18 protein-coding genes and 1 tRNA gene are annotated in these 21,400 nt (G+C 49.6%); 11 read left to right on the plus strand and 8 right to left on the minus strand.

Annotation, left to right across the window (positions count from 1 at the left end; translation table 11 throughout):
* Positions 1-3: 3 nt before the first annotated feature.
* The 5 genes from GA565_RS22390 to GA565_RS22410 all read right to left on the minus strand — a co-directional run bounded on the left by GA565_RS22390 (position 4) and on the right by GA565_RS22410 (position 5,680).
* Complete coding sequence (locus GA565_RS22390) at positions 4-1,152, minus strand: UvrD-helicase domain-containing protein (RefSeq protein WP_152200948.1); 1,149 nt, start codon at positions 1,150-1,152, stop codon at positions 4-6.
* Complete coding sequence (locus tag GA565_RS22395) at positions 1,142-2,560, minus strand: protein kinase (protein WP_152200950.1); 1,419 nt, start codon at positions 2,558-2,560, stop codon at positions 1,142-1,144. The genes GA565_RS22390 and GA565_RS22395 overlap by 11 nt, the downstream gene beginning before the upstream one ends.
* A 201-nt stretch (positions 2,561-2,761) precedes the next feature.
* Positions 2,762-4,015: an integrase arm-type DNA-binding domain-containing protein gene (locus tag GA565_RS22400; RefSeq protein ID WP_152200951.1), complete on the minus strand. Its 1,254-nt coding sequence runs from the start codon at positions 4,013-4,015 to the stop codon at positions 2,762-2,764.
* Between the two features lie 199 nt (positions 4,016-4,214).
* Positions 4,215-4,299, minus strand: a tRNA-Leu gene (locus tag GA565_RS22405).
* Positions 4,300-4,540: 241 nt separating this feature from the next.
* Positions 4,541-5,680 carry a porin gene (locus GA565_RS22410; protein ID WP_152200953.1) on the minus strand — a complete coding sequence of 380 codons (1,140 nt, stop codon included), beginning with the start codon at positions 5,678-5,680 and terminating at the stop codon, positions 4,541-4,543.
* 567 nt (positions 5,681-6,247) lie between these two features.
* On the opposite strand from GA565_RS22410, the gene ampH reads away from it, so the two are divergent.
* Positions 6,248-7,396 (plus strand): D-alanyl-D-alanine-carboxypeptidase/endopeptidase AmpH, encoded by a 1,149-nt coding sequence (ampH, locus tag GA565_RS22415; RefSeq protein WP_152200955.1) that lies wholly within the window; start codon positions 6,248-6,250, stop codon positions 7,394-7,396.
* A gap of 74 nt (positions 7,397-7,470) precedes the next feature.
* On the opposite strand, the gene lptG is transcribed toward ampH, so the two are convergent.
* Positions 7,471-8,541, minus strand: a complete 1,071-nt coding sequence (gene lptG, locus GA565_RS22420) for an LPS export ABC transporter permease LptG (RefSeq protein WP_055774593.1) — start codon at positions 8,539-8,541, stop codon at positions 7,471-7,473.
* A complete protein-coding gene (gene lptF, locus GA565_RS22425; protein ID WP_152200957.1) occupies positions 8,541-9,635 on the minus strand; it encodes an LPS export ABC transporter permease LptF in 1,095 nt (364 codons plus the stop codon). The genes lptG and lptF overlap by 1 nt, the downstream gene beginning before the upstream one ends.
* Before the next feature lie 278 nt (positions 9,636-9,913).
* On the opposite strand from lptF, the gene pepA reads away from it, so the two are divergent.
* From pepA to GA565_RS22445, 4 genes are all read left to right on the plus strand, one after another.
* Entirely contained in the window at positions 9,914-11,425 is a 1,512-nt protein-coding gene (gene pepA, locus GA565_RS22430; RefSeq protein ID WP_055774588.1) for a leucyl aminopeptidase, read from the plus strand.
* Positions 11,426-11,491: 66 nt separating this feature from the next.
* Positions 11,492-11,959 carry a DNA polymerase III subunit chi gene (locus GA565_RS22435; RefSeq protein WP_152200958.1) on the plus strand — a complete coding sequence of 156 codons (468 nt, stop codon included), beginning with the start codon at positions 11,492-11,494 and terminating at the stop codon, positions 11,957-11,959.
* A 9-nt stretch (positions 11,960-11,968) separates the two neighbouring features.
* Positions 11,969-14,824 (plus strand): valine--tRNA ligase, encoded by a 2,856-nt coding sequence (locus GA565_RS22440; RefSeq protein ID WP_152200960.1) that lies wholly within the window; start codon positions 11,969-11,971, stop codon positions 14,822-14,824.
* Positions 14,825-14,986: 162 nt separating this feature from the next.
* Positions 14,987-15,502, plus strand: a complete 516-nt coding sequence (locus GA565_RS22445) for a GNAT family N-acetyltransferase (RefSeq protein WP_152200962.1) — start codon at positions 14,987-14,989, stop codon at positions 15,500-15,502.
* A gap of 145 nt (positions 15,503-15,647) precedes the next feature.
* On the opposite strand, the gene rraB is transcribed toward GA565_RS22445, so the two are convergent.
* Complete coding sequence (gene rraB, locus GA565_RS22450; protein WP_055774575.1) at positions 15,648-16,109, minus strand: ribonuclease E inhibitor RraB; 462 nt, start codon at positions 16,107-16,109, stop codon at positions 15,648-15,650.
* A 160-nt stretch (positions 16,110-16,269) separates the two neighbouring features.
* On the opposite strand from rraB, the gene argF reads away from it, so the two are divergent.
* The 6 genes from argF (at position 16,270) to ridA (ending at position 21,379) form a co-directional block, all read left to right on the plus strand.
* Positions 16,270-17,277, plus strand: a complete 1,008-nt coding sequence (argF, locus tag GA565_RS22455; RefSeq protein WP_152200963.1) for an ornithine carbamoyltransferase — start codon at positions 16,270-16,272, stop codon at positions 17,275-17,277.
* 157 nt (positions 17,278-17,434) lie between these two features.
* On the plus strand, positions 17,435-19,255 hold the full coding sequence (locus GA565_RS22460) for an alpha-amylase family glycosyl hydrolase (protein ID WP_152200965.1): 1,821 nt from the start codon (positions 17,435-17,437) through the stop codon (positions 19,253-19,255).
* A 64-nt stretch (positions 19,256-19,319) separates the two neighbouring features.
* Complete coding sequence (locus tag GA565_RS24695) at positions 19,320-19,463, plus strand: hypothetical protein (RefSeq protein WP_193311952.1); 144 nt, start codon at positions 19,320-19,322, stop codon at positions 19,461-19,463.
* A 39-nt stretch (positions 19,464-19,502) separates the two neighbouring features.
* The gene (pyrB, locus tag GA565_RS22465) at positions 19,503-20,438 is read left to right on the plus strand and encodes an aspartate carbamoyltransferase (RefSeq protein WP_152200967.1); all 936 of its coding nucleotides are present in this window, start codon (positions 19,503-19,505) and stop codon (positions 20,436-20,438) included.
* A 10-nt stretch (positions 20,439-20,448) separates the two neighbouring features.
* Positions 20,449-20,910: an aspartate carbamoyltransferase regulatory subunit gene (pyrI, locus tag GA565_RS22470; protein ID WP_152200968.1), complete on the plus strand. Its 462-nt coding sequence runs from the start codon at positions 20,449-20,451 to the stop codon at positions 20,908-20,910.
* 82 nt (positions 20,911-20,992) lie between these two features.
* Positions 20,993-21,379, plus strand: coding sequence for a 2-iminobutanoate/2-iminopropanoate deaminase (gene ridA, locus GA565_RS22475; protein WP_055774547.1), 387 nt, complete (start codon positions 20,993-20,995; stop codon positions 21,377-21,379).
* Positions 21,380-21,400: the final 21 nt, after the last annotated feature.

Genomic DNA, 21,400 nt, shown 5'->3' on the forward strand with positions numbered 1-21,400 from the left:
ACCTTAAAACAGATCATCGATAGTAAAGGCTTGTGGTTCAGAAAATGCATTTTCAAATTTTCTATTTGTATGCTCGGTTCTATATACATTTAATGATGTTTTTGCACGCGTTATTGCCGTATATCCAATCCGGCTGCGATTTAATGGATGACTTGCCAAATCTTCGGCATTAAAAATATGTACAGCTCTAAATTCAGTTCCTTTTGCTGCATGAATAGTCATAACGTGAATTCGTTTTTCAGAAGTAAAACTAGCTTCTTCATCAACACCATGGAAAACTACTAGCTCATCTAAATCAGAAGCTTTGAAGCGCTCTTTTAAATCAACTAAGGTTTCCCTCTTACCACAAAAAATACCTATATTATCATCTTTAAAGGCATCTAATTGAATTTTTATGGATTCAATCATTTTATCAAATTGTAGTTTTTTACTGGCGCAGACGTGCAAATTAGCACTAGATTCACCTTGTGTTCTGATATTATAATTAGATGTTGCCTCAAGGCTTTCTGTTGGATTATCTAATGGACATAATCTATCTGCCGCACGAGCTATTTTTTGCCCTATGCGAAAGTGACGATTTAATCTATGCGGGGTTAATTTCAATTTATCAATGACTTCCAATCCATTTCTTCTGTATATGCCTTGATTGTCGTCCCCGCATATACAGATATTATCACTAAGACACAGTAATGCTTCTAATTCACCTGACGTTAAATCTTGTGCTTCATCAACAAAAATAGCGCTATAAATTCTCTTACCGGGTAGTTTATTATTTGCTTCAATCAACATTTCAAGAATTTGAGTTCTTCCCTCATCATCAAAATCAGTGCCTTTCGGTATAGCTCGTTCTCCTAAGTGCTCCAAAATATGAGAACAAGCCCAAGAATGAAAAGTTTTAATTTGATCTGCATTTATCAATCCTAATGAATTAATACCACTCTTAATAAAATCTGATAGCGCTCTTGTATAGGTTAAAATGAGTATATTCCGCTCGCCTATCCCTGCTGTATACTGAGCCCTAAGTAGCAATAAATTAGTCTTACCTGAACCCGGTGGTCCTATAAGGGCATATCTTCCTTTAGCAGGGAGTGTAATAAAATTTTGTTGATCCTCATCTAATTCATCTCGAGAACGCCACCAGCTACTCTTCATTATTACCCGCCTCTTTATGCAAGTCTATATCAGTTAATATTTCCGCATTCCCATATTCATTCTCAACTAAGTCTAAACCAACCATCACATAATCAACGATGTCATTGGACAATATTTTTATCACACTGTCGACATCGGTATTTAAAATGGTTTCCAAGCATGGTTTCATCTTTATCCCTTCGAAGTACCTTTCTTTTTGGAATGGCTCTATTCTGGCCCCAATGGAGATGGTTGCTCTATTGCTGTATAAGCCTTCTCCCCAGACAAAATGGATAGAACAAGCTATTGCATACTTATTTTCATAGGAGAAAAAATAATTTATTTGATGACTATCCCCAGTTGTAGGCATTACTACTGGGAGTTGTTTTCCACAAACATCTATTAATTCTATTCTTATTTTCTCACTTATTCCACGGATGTAATTATTTCTTTCAAAAACTATTTTTGTATAATCATTATTTTGCGTGATGTTTGTTTTTTGTGATAATCTATTCCTTAAGGATATAAGAGGGTCAGTTGCGTTATTAAAATAGAAATCCTCCCATTTAACAAGAGAAGTTCTTATATCAATATCCTTACTTAAACACCTAAGTGCTAATGCTTTTTCCCTAGCCAACCTATTTACATTAACATCAATAAAAGAAGGTGTTTTAGTTAACACTGCTCTTGCTACTAACCATCTATTTTTAACCAACATCTCTTCATTAAATATTGGTTCCTTGTTTATTAAATCATGCAGAACGGCACCAACCTGATAAATATTAAGACCTCGCCAAAGTTTTTCTGTCGGCTCATCCAATCTGAAAAGATATTCAGGTGAACTATATTGTGCGGTCGCTAAAAATGGTCGCGTACGTCCATTATCGGTAATACCATCTTCATTTTTATTATCGAATTCCCTGATGACACCAAGGTCAAGAAGCTTTAATTTTTTAAAATCATCTGAAACATGTATATTTTCTGGTTTGATATCACGATGAACAATATTAAGTGACTCTAGATATCTCACGGCATCGACTAATTGCTTGATTAAAAATCTCACAGCGTCATCTGGCACCTTATCTAAAACTTTAGCCAATTGAGGCCATGAAAGAAACTCCATCTCAATAATAGCGGTTCCTTCAGCTTCGGCAGCGTAGTAAGTTTGAATAAGATGTTCACAATGATGATCGATAAGTTTTTGTTGTGTTAATAATCGCCTTTTCTCTGCTAAATTATCATTTCCAACAAAAAATTTTGGATCAAAAATCTTAATAGCTCTTATGTCACCATTTCGGTTAACTTTGAAAACAGCAGCAGAACCACCTGCATCAATAAAATCAACTGAATTATATCCACCAGTTACATCCAGATAATTTTTTAATCGCTCGGTAACGTCACGAATTACATTATCATCCAATGCTGGCATTTTTTCTCCTTGGGGTTAATCAATGCTATCGTATGCAACTTTTGTGGTTAAGTACTACACAATATGTTGAAAGGCATTCTATATCTATAAGTGAATAGTCATATCAAAACAAAAAAATTAAGGCAAGCCATCTCTTTCACAGACAGACAAACCTTAATTTAAAGCATGAAAAACAATGAGTTAAAATACGCCGCGTCAAAATCATCTTGATCTAGCAAAATCAAACGGGCTAATCCCCTTCTCCCGATTAATATCAAGATAATCCGCCCACCATTGCAACATCAATCGTCTCTCATCCAAATGTTCCGCCTTATGAATGTAAGCTGCTCGCACTGAGTTGCGTTCCATATGGCTCATCTGCCGTTCAACTGCATCCCTCGACCACAACCCAGATTCAATCAACGAGCTACATGCCATAGTCCTGAAGCCATGCCCGCAAACCTCCACCTTAGTGTCATACCCCATAACACGCAGCGCCTTGTTCACCGTGTTTTCACTCATCGGTTTACGAGGGTTATGATCGCCAACGAAAACAAAATCACGCTCGCCACTAAGCTTGTGAACCTGTTTCAGGATTTCTAATGCCTGGCGAGACAGCGGTACTAAATGAGGCGTACGCATTTTCGAGCCACGCTGTGAATGCTTCACTCCTTCAATAGCTTCTCGTTCTGCCGGTATTGTCCACATTGCCGTTTCAAAATCGATCTCGGACCAACGCGCAAAGCGCAATTCACTAGAACGAATAAAGATTAATAACGTGAGCTCAACAGCCAGACGGGTCATTTGGCGTCCCGTGTAACCGTCGATTCGACGAAGTAATTCAGGTAAGCGTTTCAAATCAAGCGCTGGACGGTGGACACGGTTACTGGAAGCGACAGCACCAGCCATTTCTTGAGCTGGGTTGTAATCAATCAAACCACTTTGCACTGCATAACGCATAATCGCATTAGTACGCTGCTGAAGACGTGAAGCAACTTCAAGTCGCCCTGTAGCCTCAACTACTTTAATAGGTACAAGGAGATCGCGTGTGCTGAAACTATCAATACTCCGCTTCCCAATTGCAGGGAACAGATTGTCTTCCAGGCTCTTCAGCACCCTCCGACTGTGTTCCTCTGACCATTTATTGTTAGTTGCATGCCACTCCCTGGCAACTGACTCAAAGGTAATGACCTCTTTCGCCTTCTCCTCCTTTACAGCACGCTTATGCTCGCGAGGATCGATACCAGCAGCAACCAGCTTTCTGGACTCGTCCCTCTTCTGCCTCGCATCGGCTAACGAAGTTTCAGGGTAAACCCCAAACGCCATCAGGTGCTGATTACCACCAAAGCGAAAACGGAACCGCCAGTATTTTGAGCCGTTGGGATGAATAAGCAAAAACATGCCATCCCCATCGACAAGGGTGTACTCCTTTTCCTGCGGTTTTGCAGAACGCACTTTGATATCTGTCAGAGCCATAAAAGTTCTCCTTCCATGTGCTGCCGTGAGTATATAAGCATTATCGAACCAGCATATATACTCGGTTCTATACTCACAAGCATGTTGATGTGGGGTAACTCAGATTGACGTCGGTTGACTGAAAAGGGGGGGAAAGCCTTGCGGGGACTGGATTTTAGACATAAAAAAAGACCTCAGTTGAGGTCTATTTACATACTAATGGTGCCGAAGGCCGGAATCGAACCGGCACGCCTTGCGGCGGTTGATTTTGAATCAACTGCGTCTACCGATTTCGCCACTTCGGCACTGCTAAGTAGTATACGGAAAACGGGTGCATTATACCTCTCCCGGCCACCCACGCAATACTTATCCCTGCATTCTGATGCTAAGTGCTGAAAAAATCGGCACAAATCGACTGTGTGATTGATATTTCGACAAAATAGCGGCCTTTAACGGGAGATAATGCACTATGAAGAGGGTAAAAAAGCCAGTGCATTGCTGCACTGGCTTGCGTCTTTTACTTAGCCTAAACGCCTGCGGTGGCGATTAGAAATCGTAGAAAACGGTCACCCAGGTAGAGTCAGATTCATTCGGCGCATTGGCCAGAGTGCGTTCTACGTAAACAGACAAACCGTGGCCGATAGTGACAGCAGAACCCAAATAAACGTGGTTTGCTTCGTAATTCTCGTTACCTTTAAGTTTCAGGGAATCTGCCGCAACGTAAGGTTGAATAGATTTCAGGAAAGGCTTATCGATATTAAAGGTATAACCGGCAAATCCTTCTACGCCGTAGCCAGCGCCCGCGAAGAAGTTGTCCTGATTAATAGCATCATGATGGCTTGGCACGAAATTATCATAGTAGCTGCCAGTGGTAACCAAATACCAGTTGCCCGGCTGCCAGGTCAACGCGGTACCGGAAAGCTGTTGGTGATATTGCTTTTGATTATTGTCGCTGTCTTTTATGTACGCATTCGTAACGCTGTATGCGGTACTCCAGGTCAGCTCTTTGGTAATCGCATAATCAATACCTAAGCCACCACCGCCTGAACGACGATAGTGCAGTTCGTCGGTCACCGCTGTTTCGGTTTCCGGCAACAAATAGTTGGCTGTTAATTTAACCGGACCAAAGGTATTTTCGTATTTAATGCTGTTTTTAGGACGGTTACTGCCGTCGTAATCACCGGAAACGCCTACGCCTTCGCCTGCTGCGTGGGCATCGTTGTCCCACATGTCGCTTTTAATTCCGACAACGGAATAATAAAGGCCGAACTGTTGTCCGTAGGTCAATTTACCGTAACGGTCGTCCTGCACGCCATAATAAAGCTGACGTTTTTTGTCACGGTTAGTGCCTTGGTCGTAGCCAGATTTAATATCGAGCAGGTGATACATGTTCACACCCAGCTCGTAGTAACCCACTACGGAGGTATGGTCACTCAGCGCATAGTTGCCGCTGAAGCGAAAACGGGTGCCGCCGTCGTGGCCACTGGAATCACCGTGCGTTTTATTTTTGGTATTTTCAAAAATCCACTCGGGACGAATACTGCCACCCACCTGCAAACTTAATGGAGCAAGTAAGGAATCACTTTGCTTATTCTTTTCTAAAACGGTTATTTCAGCCTGAGCACTGGCTGAAAGCACCGATAAAATAACGCCGCCAACGATGATTGGCGCTTTTAAATTACGCATTACCCTGTCTCCAACAATATTATTTTTGTTATTTAGTGAAATATGGTGTTGCACCACGCATAAATATTTAACATAGCTGTGATAGGGGGAAAAGCATTTAATGTGACGACAGATGCGTTTTAAGTCGAATTTATGGGTGATTTTTTAATCAAAATGGTTTAAAACTGTAATTATCAGCAACCGAAAATATATTGTTGTGTGAAATAAAAGCAGAATGTTTTAATAGTCGTCAATTCGGTCAGGTGAATAAGTTCACGATGGACATAATTAATTACAAAGTTAAGCAGCGCATCCCTGTCAATCTATTAATCCATTACCCTTTCGCCTCAGCAATTAGCCCATATTTATTCGGCGTAAACACGACTAATAATAGACTGACAAATACTCGAGTTGTATGAATAACACGCAACTGCTGTGCCCTAATACCGTTAATGGCCGGCAGGAGGGCGTTTTGGGCCGATAACGAACGCCGCAACTGTAAATTTTTGCTCAAGCCGCGATTTCCTCATGCGGTTCTTCGCGTATCACATTAAGATAAATTCACTCTTGCCCTTTACCGCTTTTAGAATGGATACGCGTTCGTTGAAAAAATTATCCCTATCGCTGTTAGCCATAGCCTTTGCCAGCATGCCTTTACTGAGTCAGGCGCAGACCCAACGTCTTGCCACTCAGGTGGTCGATGACCACGCAGAACATATCTTTTACGGTAGCGGCGCGATGGGCATGGCCATCGTCGTCGTCGATAACAATCAGCAGGTTTTCCGCAGCTTTGGCGAAATTAAACCCGGCTCAGGTATTCGTCCACGCGAAGACTCGCTGATTCGAATCGCCTCGCTGACCAAGCTGATGACCAGTGAAGTGCTGGTGAAGCTGGCGCAACAGGGCACGGTAAAAATCACCGATCCGTTGCGAAAATATGCGCCAGCCAACGCCTTTGTTCCCTATTACAGTCCCACTACGCCCATTACGCTGTTGAATCTGGCGACTCACACCAGTGGTCTGCCTCGCGAACAGCCGGGCGGCGCGGCGCATCGTGCTGTGTTTACCTGGCCGAATCGTGCCGAGCGCTGGAGCTGGCTGCAAACGGCGAAAATGACCGTGCCGCCGAGTGCCTATGCGTCTTACTCCAATTTGGGCTTTGATCTGCTTTCCGATGCGCTGTCGAATGCGGCCCGTAAACCCTATCCGCAGCTGTTCCGCGAGTTAATTACCCAGCCAAACGGCATGGTGGATACCACCTATACGCCTACTCAGTCACAGTGTTCGCGGCTGATGGAAGGCCTGCGCCCGAGTCCTTGCATAAATACTACGGCAGCGACAGGCAGCGGCGGCGTGTATTCAACGCCTGCCGATATGGGCCGCTGGATGAAGCAGTTCTTGCCTACGGCCTCTGGACAGCAAAATGCGACCGCCGCATTGGCGCAGAAGATGTATTTCCGCCGTACCGATCTGGTGTCGTTAAAAGGCATGGACGTTCCCGGTCAGGCTTACGAGCTGGGCATGGGGTGGGTCACTATGGCGCCGTCTCCACTGTGGCCAAGGATTATTCAGAAAACCGGCGGCGGGGGCGGATTTATCACTTATATGGCGATGGTTCCGCAGCGCGGCGTAGGCGTCTTTATTGTGGTAACGCGCTCGGAGTTAACCAAGTTTAAAAATATGAGCGACGGCGTGAACGATTTGGTTGCAGATTTAGTGCGCAATAACGAAATATAGCGGCACGTTTTTGGAACGCAAAAAGTAAAAAAGCAGCTCAATGAGCTGCTTTTTTTTAAACCGTATCCGCCTGTCTAACTGCGTTTTAACAACAGATAGATACTGATCACCATGAACAGGCCGCTCGGTAACACGGCGCCCAGCAGCGGTGGAATATTATAAACCAGGCTTAGCGGACCGAAAATCTGGTCAAGCACGTAGAATAAGAACCCGAAGCAGATACCGGTTACCACTCTCACGCCCATGGGCACGCTACGTAGCGGTCCAAAAATAAACGACAGCGCCATCAGCATCATCACCGCCACCGACAGCGGAGCAAATATTTTACGCCACATATTCAACTGGTAGCGCTTGGCTTCTTGCCCGCTCTGCTTGAGATATTTAACGTAGTTGTACAGGCCGCTGATGGAGAGTGAGTCAGGGTCAAGAGCCACGACGCCAAGCTTGTCAGGCGTCAGGTTGGTCTTCCATTCACCGCTCAGAGTCTGTGAACCCGTTATCTGCGTTGGGCTGCCTAACACGGATTCATCCACCTGCGATAATTGCCAGCCGCCGTTCTCATACTGGGCAGAGGTAGCGTAGCGAACCGACAGCAGTTTGTTTTTATCATCGAAATGATAGATATTTACGCCGCTGATTTCGTTATCGCCAGTGACGTGCTCGATAAAGATAAAATCGTGGCCGTCTTTCGCCCACAGACCGTTTTGCGTGGAAAGAAGCGATCCGCCAAACATCTGCTGCGCACGGTAATTGCGCGCCATCTGTTCGCCCTGCGGAGACACCCACTCGCCAATCGCCATGGTCAGCAGCACCAGCGGAATGGCTGTTTTCATTACTGAAGTGGCCACCTGCATGCGGGTAAAACCAGAGGCTTGCATTACCACCAGTTCACTGCGGGTAGCCAACGTACCCAGCCCCAACAGCGCACCGAGCAGGGCGGCCATCGGGAAGAAAATTTCGATATCTTTTGGCACGCTGAGCAGCGTGTACAGTCCAGCATCAAGCGCAGAATAACTGCCCTGGCCCACTTTACGCAGCTGATCGACAAACTTGATGATCCCTGAGAGGGAAACCAGCATGAATAACGTCATCATGATGGTGTTGAAAATAGTGCGTCCGATATATCGGTCTAAAACGCCAAACATCAGGCCGCTCCTCTAAAACGTGCACGTATCCTGCGGGCCGGAAGGGTATCCCATACATTGAGCACCACGGCCAACGCGAGATAGGCCAGGTTGGTTACCCACATCCAGATCATAGGATCCAGTTTTCCTTTCTCTGCGTTAGACCTCAGTGAGCTCTGCAACAGGAAGAAAATCAAATAGAGGAAGATGGCCGGCAACATACTTAAGACGCGGCCCTGACGCGGATTCACCACCGAGAGCGGTACTACCATTAACGCCATAATAAAGACTGAAACCACCAGCGTCAGACGCCAATGGAACTCGGCGCGCGCCTCTTTGGCGGTGGAATGCCACAGCGAGGTCATGCTCATTTGCTCGGCGTCGCTGCTGTCTAGTTCAACCGTTCGATGGCCGATAACCGCCAGATAGTCCGTGAAGTCAGTAATGCGGAAATCACGCAACAGCGCAGTGCCTTCGTAGCGCGTGCCGGTATCAAGCGTGACCTGCTGAGAGCCGTCCGGGCGCTGGTCCATGTGGCCTTTAGCCGCCACCACAACAGAAGGACGCTGATTGCCGTTTGGCCGCAGCTGCGCCAAAAACACATTGTGGAACTCTTTACCGCGCACGTTGCCCACAAACAGCACCGAATTGCCGTCCTGTGAAGGCGTAAACTGGCCCGCTACCATCGCCGCCATGCTGGGGTTGGCTTTCGCTTCGGCCATCACTTCGTCTTGATGTTTCGATGACCACGGACCCGCCCAAAATGCGTTAATACCGGCAAAAACGGAGGTAAACAGCGCCAGAAGCATGGCAGCAACGATTAATGACCTTTTACCGAGTCCGCAGGCGTGCATAACAGTGATTTCACTGTCAGTATAGAGCTTGCCCAAAGTCATCAACAGACCCAGGAACAGACTTAGCGGCAGGATGAGTTGAGCCATCTCGGGTATGCCTAACCCAAGAAGCTGAATGACTAAATTTGTCGGGATATCGCCATCAACTGCCGCACCCAGTATCCTGACCAGCTTCTGACAAAAGAAGATGAGCAGCAGAATAAACAGGATCGCAATTTGGCTCTTGAAGGTTTCCCTAACCAGATATCTAATGATGATCACGCTGAATACGCCTGTGAAAACTTGTCTTTTTGCAGGAAAATCGATAATTTCATCGCTAATCCGTCATTTTTTCTCATCATATGGCAACCTTCACAGCTAAAATAGTATTACAACACCGTAAAATTAGGTGACCTATAGGAAGATGCTTATAGCCGCCAAAATAAAATTTCTACGCCGTATAGGTTAACACAGGTCATTATATCAATGACGGGAGAGTGTAACGGAAGCGCTATTCTATCCGTACCCCCCGCCTTTGTCTTTAAGATTCAGGAGAGTGCATGGAGTTCAGTGTAAAAAGCGGTAGCCCGGAAAAACAGCGCAGTGCCTGTATTGTAGTCGGCGTTTTCGAACCTCGCCGCCTGTCACCTATGGCTGAACAGCTCGACAAGATCAGCAACGGGTACATCAGCGCCCTGCTCCGCCGCGGTGAACTGGAAGGAAAAGTGGGACAGACCCTGTTCCTGCACCATGTTCCAAACATTCTGTCCGAGCGTATCTTGCTGGTAGGCTGCGGTAAAGAACGTGAACTCGACGAGCGCCAGTATAAGCAGGTTATTCAGAAAACGATCAACGCCCTGAATGAAACCGGTTCTATGGAAGCCGTTTGCTTCCTCACCGAGCTTCACGTTAAAGGACGTAATACCTACTGGAAAGTTCGTCAGGCGGTAGAGACCTCAAAAGAGTCGCTCTACACCTTTGACCAGCTTAAAACCAACCGCGTTGAGCCGCGCCGTCCGCTGCGTAAAATGGTCTTTAACGTGCCGACTCGCCGTGAGCTTAACAGCGGTGACCGCGCCATTGCGCACGGTCTGGCAATCTCTTACGGCGTTAAAGCAGCCAAAGATTTGGGCAACATGCCGCCTAACATCTGTAACGCGGCTTACCTCGCCTCACAGGCGCGCCAGCTGGCCGACGCATTCAGCTCCAACATCACCACCCGCGTCATCGGCGAGCAGCAGATGAAAGAGCTGGGCATGAACGCCTACCTCGCCGTAGGTCAGGGTTCGCAAAACGAATCGTTGATGTCGGTGATGGAATATAAAGGTAATCCTAATGCCGACGCTAAGCCGATCGTGCTGGTGGGTAAAGGGCTGACCTTCGATTCCGGCGGTATCTCCATTAAGCCAGCGGCCGACATGGACGAAATGAAGTATGACATGTGCGGTGCAGCCACAGTCTACGGCGTGATGCGCGTTGTGGCCGAGCTGAAATTGCCGTTAAACGTGGTGGGCGTGTTGGCCGGTTGTGAAAACATGCCGGGCAGTCGCGCATTCCGTCCGGGCGACATTTTAACGACCATGTCAGGCAAAACCGTTGAAGTGCTGAATACCGACGCTGAAGGCCGTCTGGTGCTGTGCGACGCGTTGACCTACGTTGAGCGTTTCGACCCTGAGCTGGTCATAGACGTCGCCACGCTGACCGGCGCCTGCGTCATTGCGCTGGGTCATCACATCACCGGCCTGCTGTCTAACCACAATCCGCTGGCCCACGAGCTTATCACTGCCTCCGAACAGGCCGGTGACCGCGCGTGGCGTCTGCCGATGGGCGACGAGTACGACGAACAGCTGCAGTCCAACTTTGCCGATATGGCTAACATCGGCGGTCGTCCGGGCGGTGCGATTACCGCAGGCGTGTTCCTGTCGCACTTTGCAGAAAAGTACAACTGGGCGCACCTCGACATCGCCGGTACCGCTTGGCGTTCAGGCAAAAACAAAGGAGCAACGGGTCGCCCTGTTTCTCTGCTGTCCCAGTTCCTGTTGAACCGTGCTGGTCTTAACGGCGACGATTAATCGCCCACTGCTGTAAACCCATCCTTCACCGCCTTGTGCGCGGGAGGATGGCGTTAGGAAGACACCATGAAACAGGCTACATTTTTTCTTCTCGACTCACCCGACGCCGCAGACGGGCTCAGCAGCCACGAGGCGCTGGCGTGCCAGATTGCCGCGCTGCGCTACCGTGCGGGTCAACGCGTGCTTATCGCCTGCGAAGATCAACCGCAGGCAGAGCGCTTGGATGAGGCGCTGTGGAAACGTGATGCCGACCAGTTTGTGCCACACAATCTGGCGGGAGAAGGCCCGAGATTTGGCGCCCCCGTCGAGCTTTGCTGGCCCGGAAAACGTGGAAATGCCCCGCGAGATTTGCTGATTAGCCTGCTTGGACAATTTGCAGATTTTGCCACCGCTTTCCATGAAGTGGTAGACTTCGTTCCTTACGAAGATTCTTTAAAGCAGCTGGCGCGCGATCGCTACAAAGCCTATCGCAGCGTCGGCTTCAATTTGACCACGGCGACACCGCCTGCGGCCAATACAACGACTACAGACTAACGAAGCGAAATGGATAAGACATATAACCCGCAAGATATCGAGCAACCGCTTTACGAGCACTGGGAAGAACAGGGCTATTTCAAGCCTAACGGTGATACCAGTAAGGAAAGCTTCTGCATCATGATCCCGCCGCCGAACGTTACCGGTAGCTTGCATATGGGTCATGCTTTCCAGCAAACCATCATGGACGCCATGATCCGCTATCAGCGCATGCAGGGTAAAAATACCCTGTGGCAGGCGGGGACCGACCATGCCGGTATTGCCACTCAGATGGTAGTAGAGCGCAAAATCGCTGCAGAAGAAGGCAAGACGCGTAAAGATTACAGTCGTGAAGCCTTTATCGACAAAATCTGGGAGTGGAAATCAGAATCGGGCGGCACCATCACGCGCCAGATGCGCCGTCTCGGCGACTCCGTCGACTGGGAGCGCGAGCGCTTCACCATGGACGAAGGCCTGTCTAACGCCGTTCGAGAAGTGTTTGTTCGCCTGTATAAAGAGGACCTGATTTACCGTGGCAAACGCCTGGTAAACTGGGACCCGAAACTGCGCACCGCGATCTCTGACCTCGAAGTTGAAAACCGCGAATCGAAAGGGTCCATCTGGCACCTGCGTTATCCATTGGCTGACGGCGTTAAAACGGCCGACGGTAAAGACTATCTGGTGGTAGCCACCACCCGCCCGGAAACCGAACTCGGCGATGCCGGCGTGGCGGTTAACCCGGAAGATCCGCGCTATAAAGACTTGATCGGTAAAGAAGTTCTTCTGCCGCTGGTAGGTCGCCGTATTCCTATCCTCGGTGACGAACACGCCGACATGGAAAAAGGCACCGGCTGCGTAAAAATCACCCCTGCCCATGACTTTAACGACTATGAAGTTGGTAAACGTCACGGCCTGCCGATGATTAACATCCTGACTTTCGACGGCGACATTCGCCAGACCGCTGAAGTGTTCGACACCAAAGGCGAAGAAAGCGACGCGTGCAGCAACGAAATTCCTGAGCAGATCCGTGGCCTTGAGCGCTTTGCCGCGCGGAAAGCCGTCGTGGCCGCGTTTGACGAGCTGGGCCTGTTGGAAGAGATTAAACCTCACGACCTGACTATTCCTTATGGCGATCGCGGCGGCGTGGTCATTGAGCCGATGCTGACCGACCAGTGGTATGTGCGAACTGCACCGTTGGCCAAAGTGGCGGTTGAGGCGGTTGAGCAAGGCGAGATCCAGTTCGTACCTAAACAGTACGAAAACATGTATTTCAGCTGGATGCGCGACATTCAGGACTGGTGTATCTCTCGCCAGTTGTGGTGGGGTCACCGCATCCCGGCCTGGTACGACGCCGAGGGCAATGTTTTCGTCGGCCGTGACGAAGAAGAAGTGCGCCGCGAGAACAACCTTGCCGCAGACGTGGTTCTGAGCCAGGACGAAGACGTGCTCGACACCTGGTTCTCCTCCGGCCTGTGGACCTTCTCGACGCTGGGCTGGCCAAACGAGACGCCGGATCTGAAAGCCTTCCACCCATCAAGCGTGGTAGTGAGCGGATTTGACATCATCTTCTTCTGGATTGCCCGCATGATCATGATGACCATGCACTTCGTGAAAGACGAAAACGGCAAACCACAGGTTCCGTTCAATACCGTTTATATGACTGGCCTGATCCGCGACGACGAAGGACAGAAAATGTCCAAGTCAAAAGGTAACGTTATCGATCCCCTGGATATGATCGACGGTATCTCGCTGGAAGACCTGCTGGAAAAACGCACCGGCAACATGATGCAGCCGCAGCTGGCGGAAAAAATTCGCAAGCGCACCGAGAAGCAGTTCCCGAACGGGATTGAACCGCACGGCACCGACGCCCTGCGCTTTACCCTGGCGGCGCTGGCCTCAACCGGTCGCGACATCAACTGGGACATGAAGCGTCTTGAAGGCTACCGCAACTTCTGTAACAAACTTTGGAACGCCAGCCGCTTTGTGCTGATGAATACCGAAGACCAGGACTGTGGCCTGAACGGCGGCGAACGCCAGCTGTCTCTGGCGGACCGTTGGATCCTTGCCGAATACAATCGCACGGTGAAAATCTACCGTGAAGCGTTGGACAGCTATCGCTTTGACCTGGCGGCCAGCATTCTGTATGAGTTCACCTGGAACCAGTTCTGCGACTGGTATCTGGAGCTGACCAAGCCGGTCATGAACGGCGGCACTGAAGCACAGCTTCGCGGCACCCGTAATACGCTGGTTGAAGTACTCGAAGGCTTGCTGCGCCTGGCGCACCCAATTATTCCGTTCATTACCGAAACCATCTGGCAGAGCGTTAAACCGCTGAAAGGCATCACCGCAGACACCATTATGCTGCAACCTTTCCCAGAGTTTTCGGCCGACAAAGCCGATGAAAGCGCATTGGTCGATCTCGAATGGATCAAGCAGGCAATCATTGCTATTCGTAACGTGCGTGCCGAAATGAACATTGCGCCGGGTAAACCTCTCGAGCTGCTGTTGCGCGGTGCCAGCGCTGATGCACAGCGTCGTGTAGAGCAGAACCTGAGCTTTATCAAATCACTGGCGCGTTTGGAATCAATCACCGTGCTGGCGGCGGGCGATAAAGGACCGGTTTCTGTGACTAAGCTAGTTGAAGGTGCAGAGCTGCTGATCCCGATGGCCGGTTTGGTAGATAAAGAGGCCGAGCTTGAGCGTTTGACTAAAGAGATAGCCAAGCTGGATGCAGAAGTCGAACGCATTGAAGCCAAGCTCTCAAACGAAGGCTTTGTGGCGCGTGCGCCAGAAGCTGTAGTCGCTAAAGAGCGCGAAAGACTGCAGGCCTGTGCCGAAGCCAAGATTAAGATTCAGGAACAACAGGTTACCATCGCCGCGCTGTAAGCAACGCTGAGTCGGTAATGTCTAACAACGGTGGAGTGAAAGCTCCACCGTTTTTTTTAGAATTGCAAAAATCAGCGCCACGCGGTATTAAATGCAAATGATTAAAAAAACGACGCCGACATTCTATGAAAATTCACTCCATGAAAATTTTGAGTTATTGATATGACGACAGCTGTGATCGACTCAACACAACAAGATGTCGTGGTGCGACGCATCACCTGTGATGACAATGCCGCGATCGCCCAGGTTATTCGTCAAGTATCCGCCGAGTTTGGCCTAACCGCCGACAAAGGCTATACGGTAGCCGACCCCAATCTGGATATTCTTTGCGAAATTTACAGTCAGCCACGCAGTGCCTACTGGGTTGTAGAACTCAACGGCAAGATAGCGGGCGGCGGCGGCGTTGCCCCGTTAATCGGTGAAGCCGACGATATCTGCGAACTGCAGAAGATGTATTTTATGTCCAGCCTGCGCGGGAAAGGCCTGGCCAAGCGACTGGCGCTGCAGGCCATGGCCTACGCGAAAGATCAAGGTTTTACCCGCTGTTATCTCGAAACCACCGCCAGCCTGACCCAGGCCATAGCGCTGTATGAGCATCTCGGCTTTGAACACATTGACGGCGCGCTCGGCAGCACCGGTCACGTTGACTGCGAAGTCACCATGCTGAAACCGCTTTAACACCATGCTTATGCAATAAAAAAGCCGGCTAAGCCGGCTTTTTTATTTCTACTTCATGCCCTAAACTCGGTCTTTAATCTCGCGAGCTAAGGTGAACCTGCTTCCAACGCCTTATCGCCGACGCGCAGCAGATTAATTTAAAGACTTAGTGGCGTTTGCCGTCGTCGTCTTTATCAACAATGTTTTTAGGCGCAGCGTGTTCGTCTTCTTCTTCGTCGTCTTCATCATCTTCATCGTCGCCGTCTTCGCCGTTCGGGTCTTCAAAGTAAGTGCCCCAACCGTCGTAGTTCACGCCGTTGGCTTCTGCCAGTGCTACCAGCTGCTCAACCTGCGTGTCGATGAGTTCTGCATTAAGCGCCACTTCGCTTATCACATCACAGCACATCACCACCGAGCCGTCTTCAATTTCCAGCTCTTCTGCGTCTGTCACTTCATAGCCCAGCTTGAAGGCCTCTACCGCTGCTCGCTCCAGAACGTCGAATTTCTCACAGGAGAAATGATGCTCGATAGTGTAAAGCGCGTCAGGATCGCTGCCGTCTTCCAACAGCTCTTCAATGATCAAGCGGGTCTCATTACGTTGTTCGTCTAGCAATTCACGGTTTGCCATGCCTCTGTCCTCAATCAATATGACGTTTAGACGCTATTTTCACACAGCAGACGGCTTGCCTCCACTATAAACGACAAAGTTTTTATTTGGGGGTTGTAATTGCATATTCATACATATAAATTGAATTTTAATTCATTAGATAAGTTTCGGAGATAGACACATGAGTCTGTTAAGTAAACGCCATTTTCTTAGGCTGCTGGATTTTACCCCGTCAGAAATTGACACCTTGTTAACGCTCTCCGCCGAGTTAAAAACTGCCAAGAAAAACGGCAGCGAGAAGCCTTACCTCAAAGGGAAGAACATAGCGCTCATCTTCGAAAAAGACTCTACCCGCACCCGATGCTCTTTCGAAGTTGCCGCTTATGATCAGGGCGCACAGGTCACCTACCTCGGCCCGAGCGGCAGCCAGATTGGCCATAAAGAGTCGATGAAAGACACCGCGCGCGTGTTGGGCAGAATGTACGACGGTATCCAATATCGCGGTTTTGGCCAGGAAATTGTCGAAACGCTGGCCGAACATGCGGGCGTGCCGGTCTGGAACGGACTGACTAATGAATTCCACCCTACCCAACTTTTAGCCGATCTGCTGACCATGCAAGAGCATCTACCGGGCAAAACGCTGGGGCAAATGTCGCTGGCGTATTTGGGCGATGCGCGCAACAACATGGGCAACTCGCTGCTTGAAGCGGCGGCACTGTGCGGCCTGGACCTGCGTCTGGTTGCACCCTCAGCCTGCTGGCCCGATGCCGAACTGGTCGCAAGCTGCCAGCAATTGGCTCAGCAAAACGGCGGGTCTATAACCCTTACTGAAGATATCGATGCTGGCGTCAAGGGCGCGGACTTCCTCTACACTGACGTTTGGGTCTCAATGGGCGAACCCAAAGAAGTGTGGAAAGAACGCATCAATCTGCTGCGGCCTTACCAGGTGAATATGGCGATGGTGGCGAAAACCGGCAATCCTGCGGTTAAATTCCTGCACTGCCTGCCTGCTTTCCACGATGACCAAACCACCCTTGGCCGCCAGATGGCAGAAGAGTACGATTTGAAAGGCGGCATGGAAGTGTCTGACGAAGTGTTTGAGTCGACGCTCAGCGTGGTATTCGATCAGGCTGAAAACCGCATGCACACCATTAAAGCCGTAATGGTTGCCACCTTAGGCACAATTTGATCAAATCCTCTTTCCAGCCCGTTGGCACCGGCCGACGGGTTGCCGCTGCCCCCGTCATGAGTGCACTTTTACTTTCCTTTACCCCTCGCCCCCCGGTTTATCAACTAACCTTTTATAAAGTTAATCTTTTATCATGTGAATAATAAAGGAAACGGTTATGGGTGCAGTGAATCCTGAGTTCGTGCTTCGCCTGGAAAGCTTGCTGAGCAGGGTCTATCCCAAAGAACACATTGGCGATCTGATAAAAAAAATCCTGCACCTCGGCGAGAAATGGAACTACGGTGCGCATCGTTCACAGCAGTGGGTCGACGGCACCAATATTTATCTCATCACCTATGGCGACACAATTTCGCAACCGGACAAGCCGCCGCTCGCCACGCTTAATCACTTCGCCCACCAGCACTTAAGCGACAGCATCAGCGATATTCATATTTTACCGATGTACCCTTACAGCTCCGACGACGGATTCAGCGTCATTGACTACCGGCGCATCGACGACCATCTCGGCGGCTGGAGCGACATTCACCACCTTGCCGCCAACTTTAACCTGATGTTTGACTGTGTTATCAATCATATATCCCGCTCAAGCGACTGGCTGAAAGGCTACATCAACGACGAGCCTTACTACCGCGACTATTTCATCGAGGCCAATCCGGAGCTGGACTACAGCCGCGTCGTGCGTCCTCGCGCCTCTCCGCTGCTGACGCCGTTTATCAAAGCCGACGGCACCGAACTGTATTTGTGGACCACGTTTAGCGAAGATCAAATCGACATCAATTTTAAAAATCCACAGGTGCTGCTCGAAAGCATCGATGTCATATTGCAATATGCGGCAAGCGGCGGGCAGTCGATTCGCCTTGATGCCATTGGCTACATTTGGAAGGAAATGGGCACCACCTGCATACATCGGCCGCAGGCGCATAACATCATCAAGCTGTGGCGCACTATTCTCGACGAGGTGATCCCCGGCACGCGCATCATTACCGAAACCAACGTGCCGCACCACGAGAATATTAGCTACTTTGGTGAAGGCGATGAAGCGCACATGGTTTATCAGTTCGCCCTGCCGCCGCTCACGCTGCACGCCTTCCTGCGTCAGGATACCCGCACGTTGACCCAGTGGGCGCAGGGCCTGAACGCCGAAGCGCACTATCCCAAGACCACCTATTTTAACTTCCTCTCCAGCCACGACGGCATTGGTTTACGCCCCACCGAGACGTTCCTTGATGACAACGAACGAAAATATTTGGCACAGGAGACGCAGCGCAAAGAGGGGCGAGTCTCCTATAAAGACAACGGCGACGGCACCCATTCGCCGTATGAGCTGAATATTAATTATCTCAGTGCTATCACCGAAGTGGACGACAGCATTGAGCTTAAGGCGAGCAAGTTTCTGGCCGCGCAGGCTTTGTTGCTATCGTTTATGGGCGTTCCGGCGATTTATATTCACAGCCTGCTCGGCAGTGAAAACGACCTTGAAGGCATGCATCAGTCCGGCCTGAGTCGACGGATAAACCGCAAGAAACTCCAGCTCGATGAGGTTGAAAAAGAACTGACGCAGCGGGGATCACTGCGGTCTGTCGTGTTTAACGGCATCAAAAAACTGATCGCTATTAGGCGTACACGCCCGGCGTTTTCTCCTCAGGCCGGTCAGCGGGTGTTTGAACTGGGTGACAAACTGTTTGCCCTGGAGCGTTATGACCCCAAATCGGAGAACCGTATCAGCTGTATTTTCAACATCAGCGGCCAATCGCAGACTTTTAAACTGGCTGTTGAAGGTAAAGACTTGATTGCCGGCGAACCGTTTACCGGCCAGATGCGCCTTCAGCCGTGGCAGGTGGTGTGGATAGAGCATAAGCTTAAAGCGCCAGAGCGACTGGGCAGACTGCGCCGCTGGCGGAAAAAGATTTTTATCTCGCTAAAAAGGTCTGAAGCCAACCGATTGCTTACTGGCCGTCCCCGTAAAGCAAAAAGGTGAAGCTACCCTCTTGCAGGCAGGATTCGTGCGCGTATAATGCGCCACAATTTGCCGGGAGACTGACATGAAAAACGACACCACACTGCGCTTCGATGCTTCATCGAACCCTGTGCCTGTAGGCGGCGTTCAGCCGTTGTCTCTCCCAATGATTTTGCAAATGCCGGTAGTTTTGCAAATAAAAAATCGATCGCTGAAAGCCCCTCATTGAGGGGTTTTTTTTTGTCTGTCATCGTAAAGGAGAGCGACAATGGCTAATCCGCTGTACCAAAAACACATTATTTCAATTAACGATCTCAGCCGTGAAGAGCTGGAGCTGGTGTTAGACACGGCCGCCAGTTTAAAAGCCAATCCACAGCCTGAGCTGTTAAAACATAAGGTGATAGCCAGTTGCTTTTTCGAAGCGTCCACCCGTACCCGCCTGTCGTTCGAGAGCGCTGTCCATCGCCTTGGTGCCTCTGTCGTGGGTTTTGCCGACGGCAGCAATACCTCTGCAGGCAAGAAAGGCGAGACGCTGGCAGACACTACCTCGGTTATCAGCACGTATGTCGATGCGATTGTAATGCGTCATCCGCAGGAAGGGGCAGCGCGTCTGGCGACCGAATTCTCCGGCGGCATTCCTATCCTCAACGCCGGTGACGGTGCTAACCAGCATCCGACTCAGACCCTGCTCGACCTGTTTACGATTCAGGAAACGCAGGGTCGCCTCGACAACATTAAAATCGCCATGGTCGGTGACCTGAAATATGGCCGTACTGTGCACAGCCTGGCGCAGGCGCTGGCGAAATTTAACGGCAACCGTTTCTACTTTATTGCGCCGGACGCGCTGGCCATGCCGGAGTACATTCTCAATCTGCTCAAAGAGAAAGGCATTGAATACAGCCTGCATGAAACCATTGATGAAGTGGTGCCAGAGCTGGATATTCTGTATATGACGCGCGTACAGAAAGAGCGTCTGGACCCGTCGGAGTATGCCAACGTCAAAGCGCAGTTTATTTTGCGCGCCGCCGATTTAGCCAATGCCCAACCCCATTTGAAAGTGCTGCACCCGCTGCCGCGCGTTGACGAAATCACCACCGACGTTGACAGCACGCCCTACGCTTTCTATTTCCAGCAGGCCGGTAACGGGATTTATGCCCGTCAGGCGTTGTTGGCACTGGTTCTAAACGCAGACACCGCACAATAAGGAGCACACCATGACGCAAGATAACAAACTCCAGGTAGAAGCCATTAAATGCGGCACGGTTATTGACCATATTCCCGCGCAGATTGGCTTTAAGCTGCTGTCATTGTTTAAACTGACCGAAACCGATCAGCGCATCACCATCGGTCTGAACCTGCCCTCAAACGAGCTGGGTCGCAAAGACATTATTAAAATCGAAAACACCTTTCTGACCGAACAACAGGTTAACCAGCTGGCGGTGTATGCACCTCATGCCACGGTAAACCGTATTGATGATTATGTGGTGGTGAAGAAGCTGCAGCCGAGCTTGCCCGACCGCATCGAGGGGGTACTGCGCTGCCCTAATGGTAACTGCATCAGTCGTTTTGAGCCGGTCACTTCCAGCTTTGCCGTTAAGAATCGCCACGGCGAAGTCCATTTGCAGTGTAAATACTGTGAGAAAGAGTTCGAACATCAAGTTGTTTTGAACAACTAATAGAGGGAGATTTTGGGGATGCTTTCTCCCTCCCTGCTCCCTATACTGTCAGGACAATTTTTCATCTCAGCAAGGAAACATTATGTCTCGCGAAATCAGCACAGAAAACGCACCAGCGGCAATTGGTCCTTACGTCCAGGGCGTCGATCTCGGCAGCATGATCATCACTTCCGGCCAGATCCCTGTTGATCCAAAAACCGGCAACGTAGCCGAAGACATCGCTGCTCAGGCGCGCCAGTCACTCGAAAACGTGCAGGCCATCGTCGAAGCCGCAGGTCTGAAAGTCTCCGATATTGTTAAAACCACCGTTTTCGTTAAAGATCTCAACGACTTCGCCACCGTTAACGCGACCTATGAAGCATTCTTTACCGAGCACAGTGCTCCTTTCCCAGCGCGCTCATGCGTTGAAGTTGCTCGTCTGCCTAAAGACGTTAAAATCGAGATTGAAGCTATCGCCATTCGTCGCTAAGCCTCCTTTTCGATATTAAAC

Source organism: Rouxiella sp. S1S-2, assembly GCF_009208105.1.
Taxonomy (GTDB): Bacteria; Pseudomonadota; Gammaproteobacteria; order Enterobacterales; family Enterobacteriaceae; genus Rouxiella.

What these genes read in the sequence shown, in the direction of transcription:
- pyrI (WP_152200968.1), top strand. Translation starts at nt 20,449, where the DNA reads ATGACGCAAGATAACAAACTCCAGGTAGAAGCCATTAAATGCGGCACG.
- pepA (WP_055774588.1), top strand. Translation starts at nt 9,914, where the DNA reads ATGGAGTTCAGTGTAAAAAGCGGTAGCCCGGAAAAACAGCGCAGTGCC.
- argF (WP_152200963.1), top strand. Translation starts at nt 16,270, where the DNA reads ATGAGTCTGTTAAGTAAACGCCATTTTCTTAGGCTGCTGGATTTTACC.
- GA565_RS22440 (WP_152200960.1), top strand. Translation starts at nt 11,969, where the DNA reads ATGGATAAGACATATAACCCGCAAGATATCGAGCAACCGCTTTACGAG.
- GA565_RS22435 (WP_152200958.1), top strand. Translation starts at nt 11,492, where the DNA reads ATGAAACAGGCTACATTTTTTCTTCTCGACTCACCCGACGCCGCAGAC.
- GA565_RS24695 (WP_193311952.1), top strand. Translation starts at nt 19,320, where the DNA reads ATGAAAAACGACACCACACTGCGCTTCGATGCTTCATCGAACCCTGTG.
- ampH (WP_152200955.1), top strand. Translation starts at nt 6,248, where the DNA reads ATGGATACGCGTTCGTTGAAAAAATTATCCCTATCGCTGTTAGCCATA.
- GA565_RS22410 (WP_152200953.1), bottom strand. Translation starts at nt 5,680, where the DNA reads ATGCGTAATTTAAAAGCGCCAATCATCGTTGGCGGCGTTATTTTATCG.
- GA565_RS22445 (WP_152200962.1), top strand. Translation starts at nt 14,987, where the DNA reads ATGACGACAGCTGTGATCGACTCAACACAACAAGATGTCGTGGTGCGA.
- GA565_RS22400 (WP_152200951.1), bottom strand. Translation starts at nt 4,015, where the DNA reads ATGGCTCTGACAGATATCAAAGTGCGTTCTGCAAAACCGCAGGAAAAG.
- ridA (WP_055774547.1), top strand. Translation starts at nt 20,993, where the DNA reads ATGTCTCGCGAAATCAGCACAGAAAACGCACCAGCGGCAATTGGTCCT.
- GA565_RS22395 (WP_152200950.1), bottom strand. Translation starts at nt 2,560, where the DNA reads ATGCCAGCATTGGATGATAATGTAATTCGTGACGTTACCGAGCGATTA.
- rraB (WP_055774575.1), bottom strand. Translation starts at nt 16,109, where the DNA reads ATGGCAAACCGTGAATTGCTAGACGAACAACGTAATGAGACCCGCTTG.
- GA565_RS22390 (WP_152200948.1), bottom strand. Translation starts at nt 1,152, where the DNA reads ATGAAGAGTAGCTGGTGGCGTTCTCGAGATGAATTAGATGAGGATCAA.
- lptG (WP_055774593.1), bottom strand. Translation starts at nt 8,541, where the DNA reads ATGTTTGGCGTTTTAGACCGATATATCGGACGCACTATTTTCAACACC.
- GA565_RS22460 (WP_152200965.1), top strand. Translation starts at nt 17,435, where the DNA reads ATGGGTGCAGTGAATCCTGAGTTCGTGCTTCGCCTGGAAAGCTTGCTG.
- pyrB (WP_152200967.1), top strand. Translation starts at nt 19,503, where the DNA reads ATGGCTAATCCGCTGTACCAAAAACACATTATTTCAATTAACGATCTC.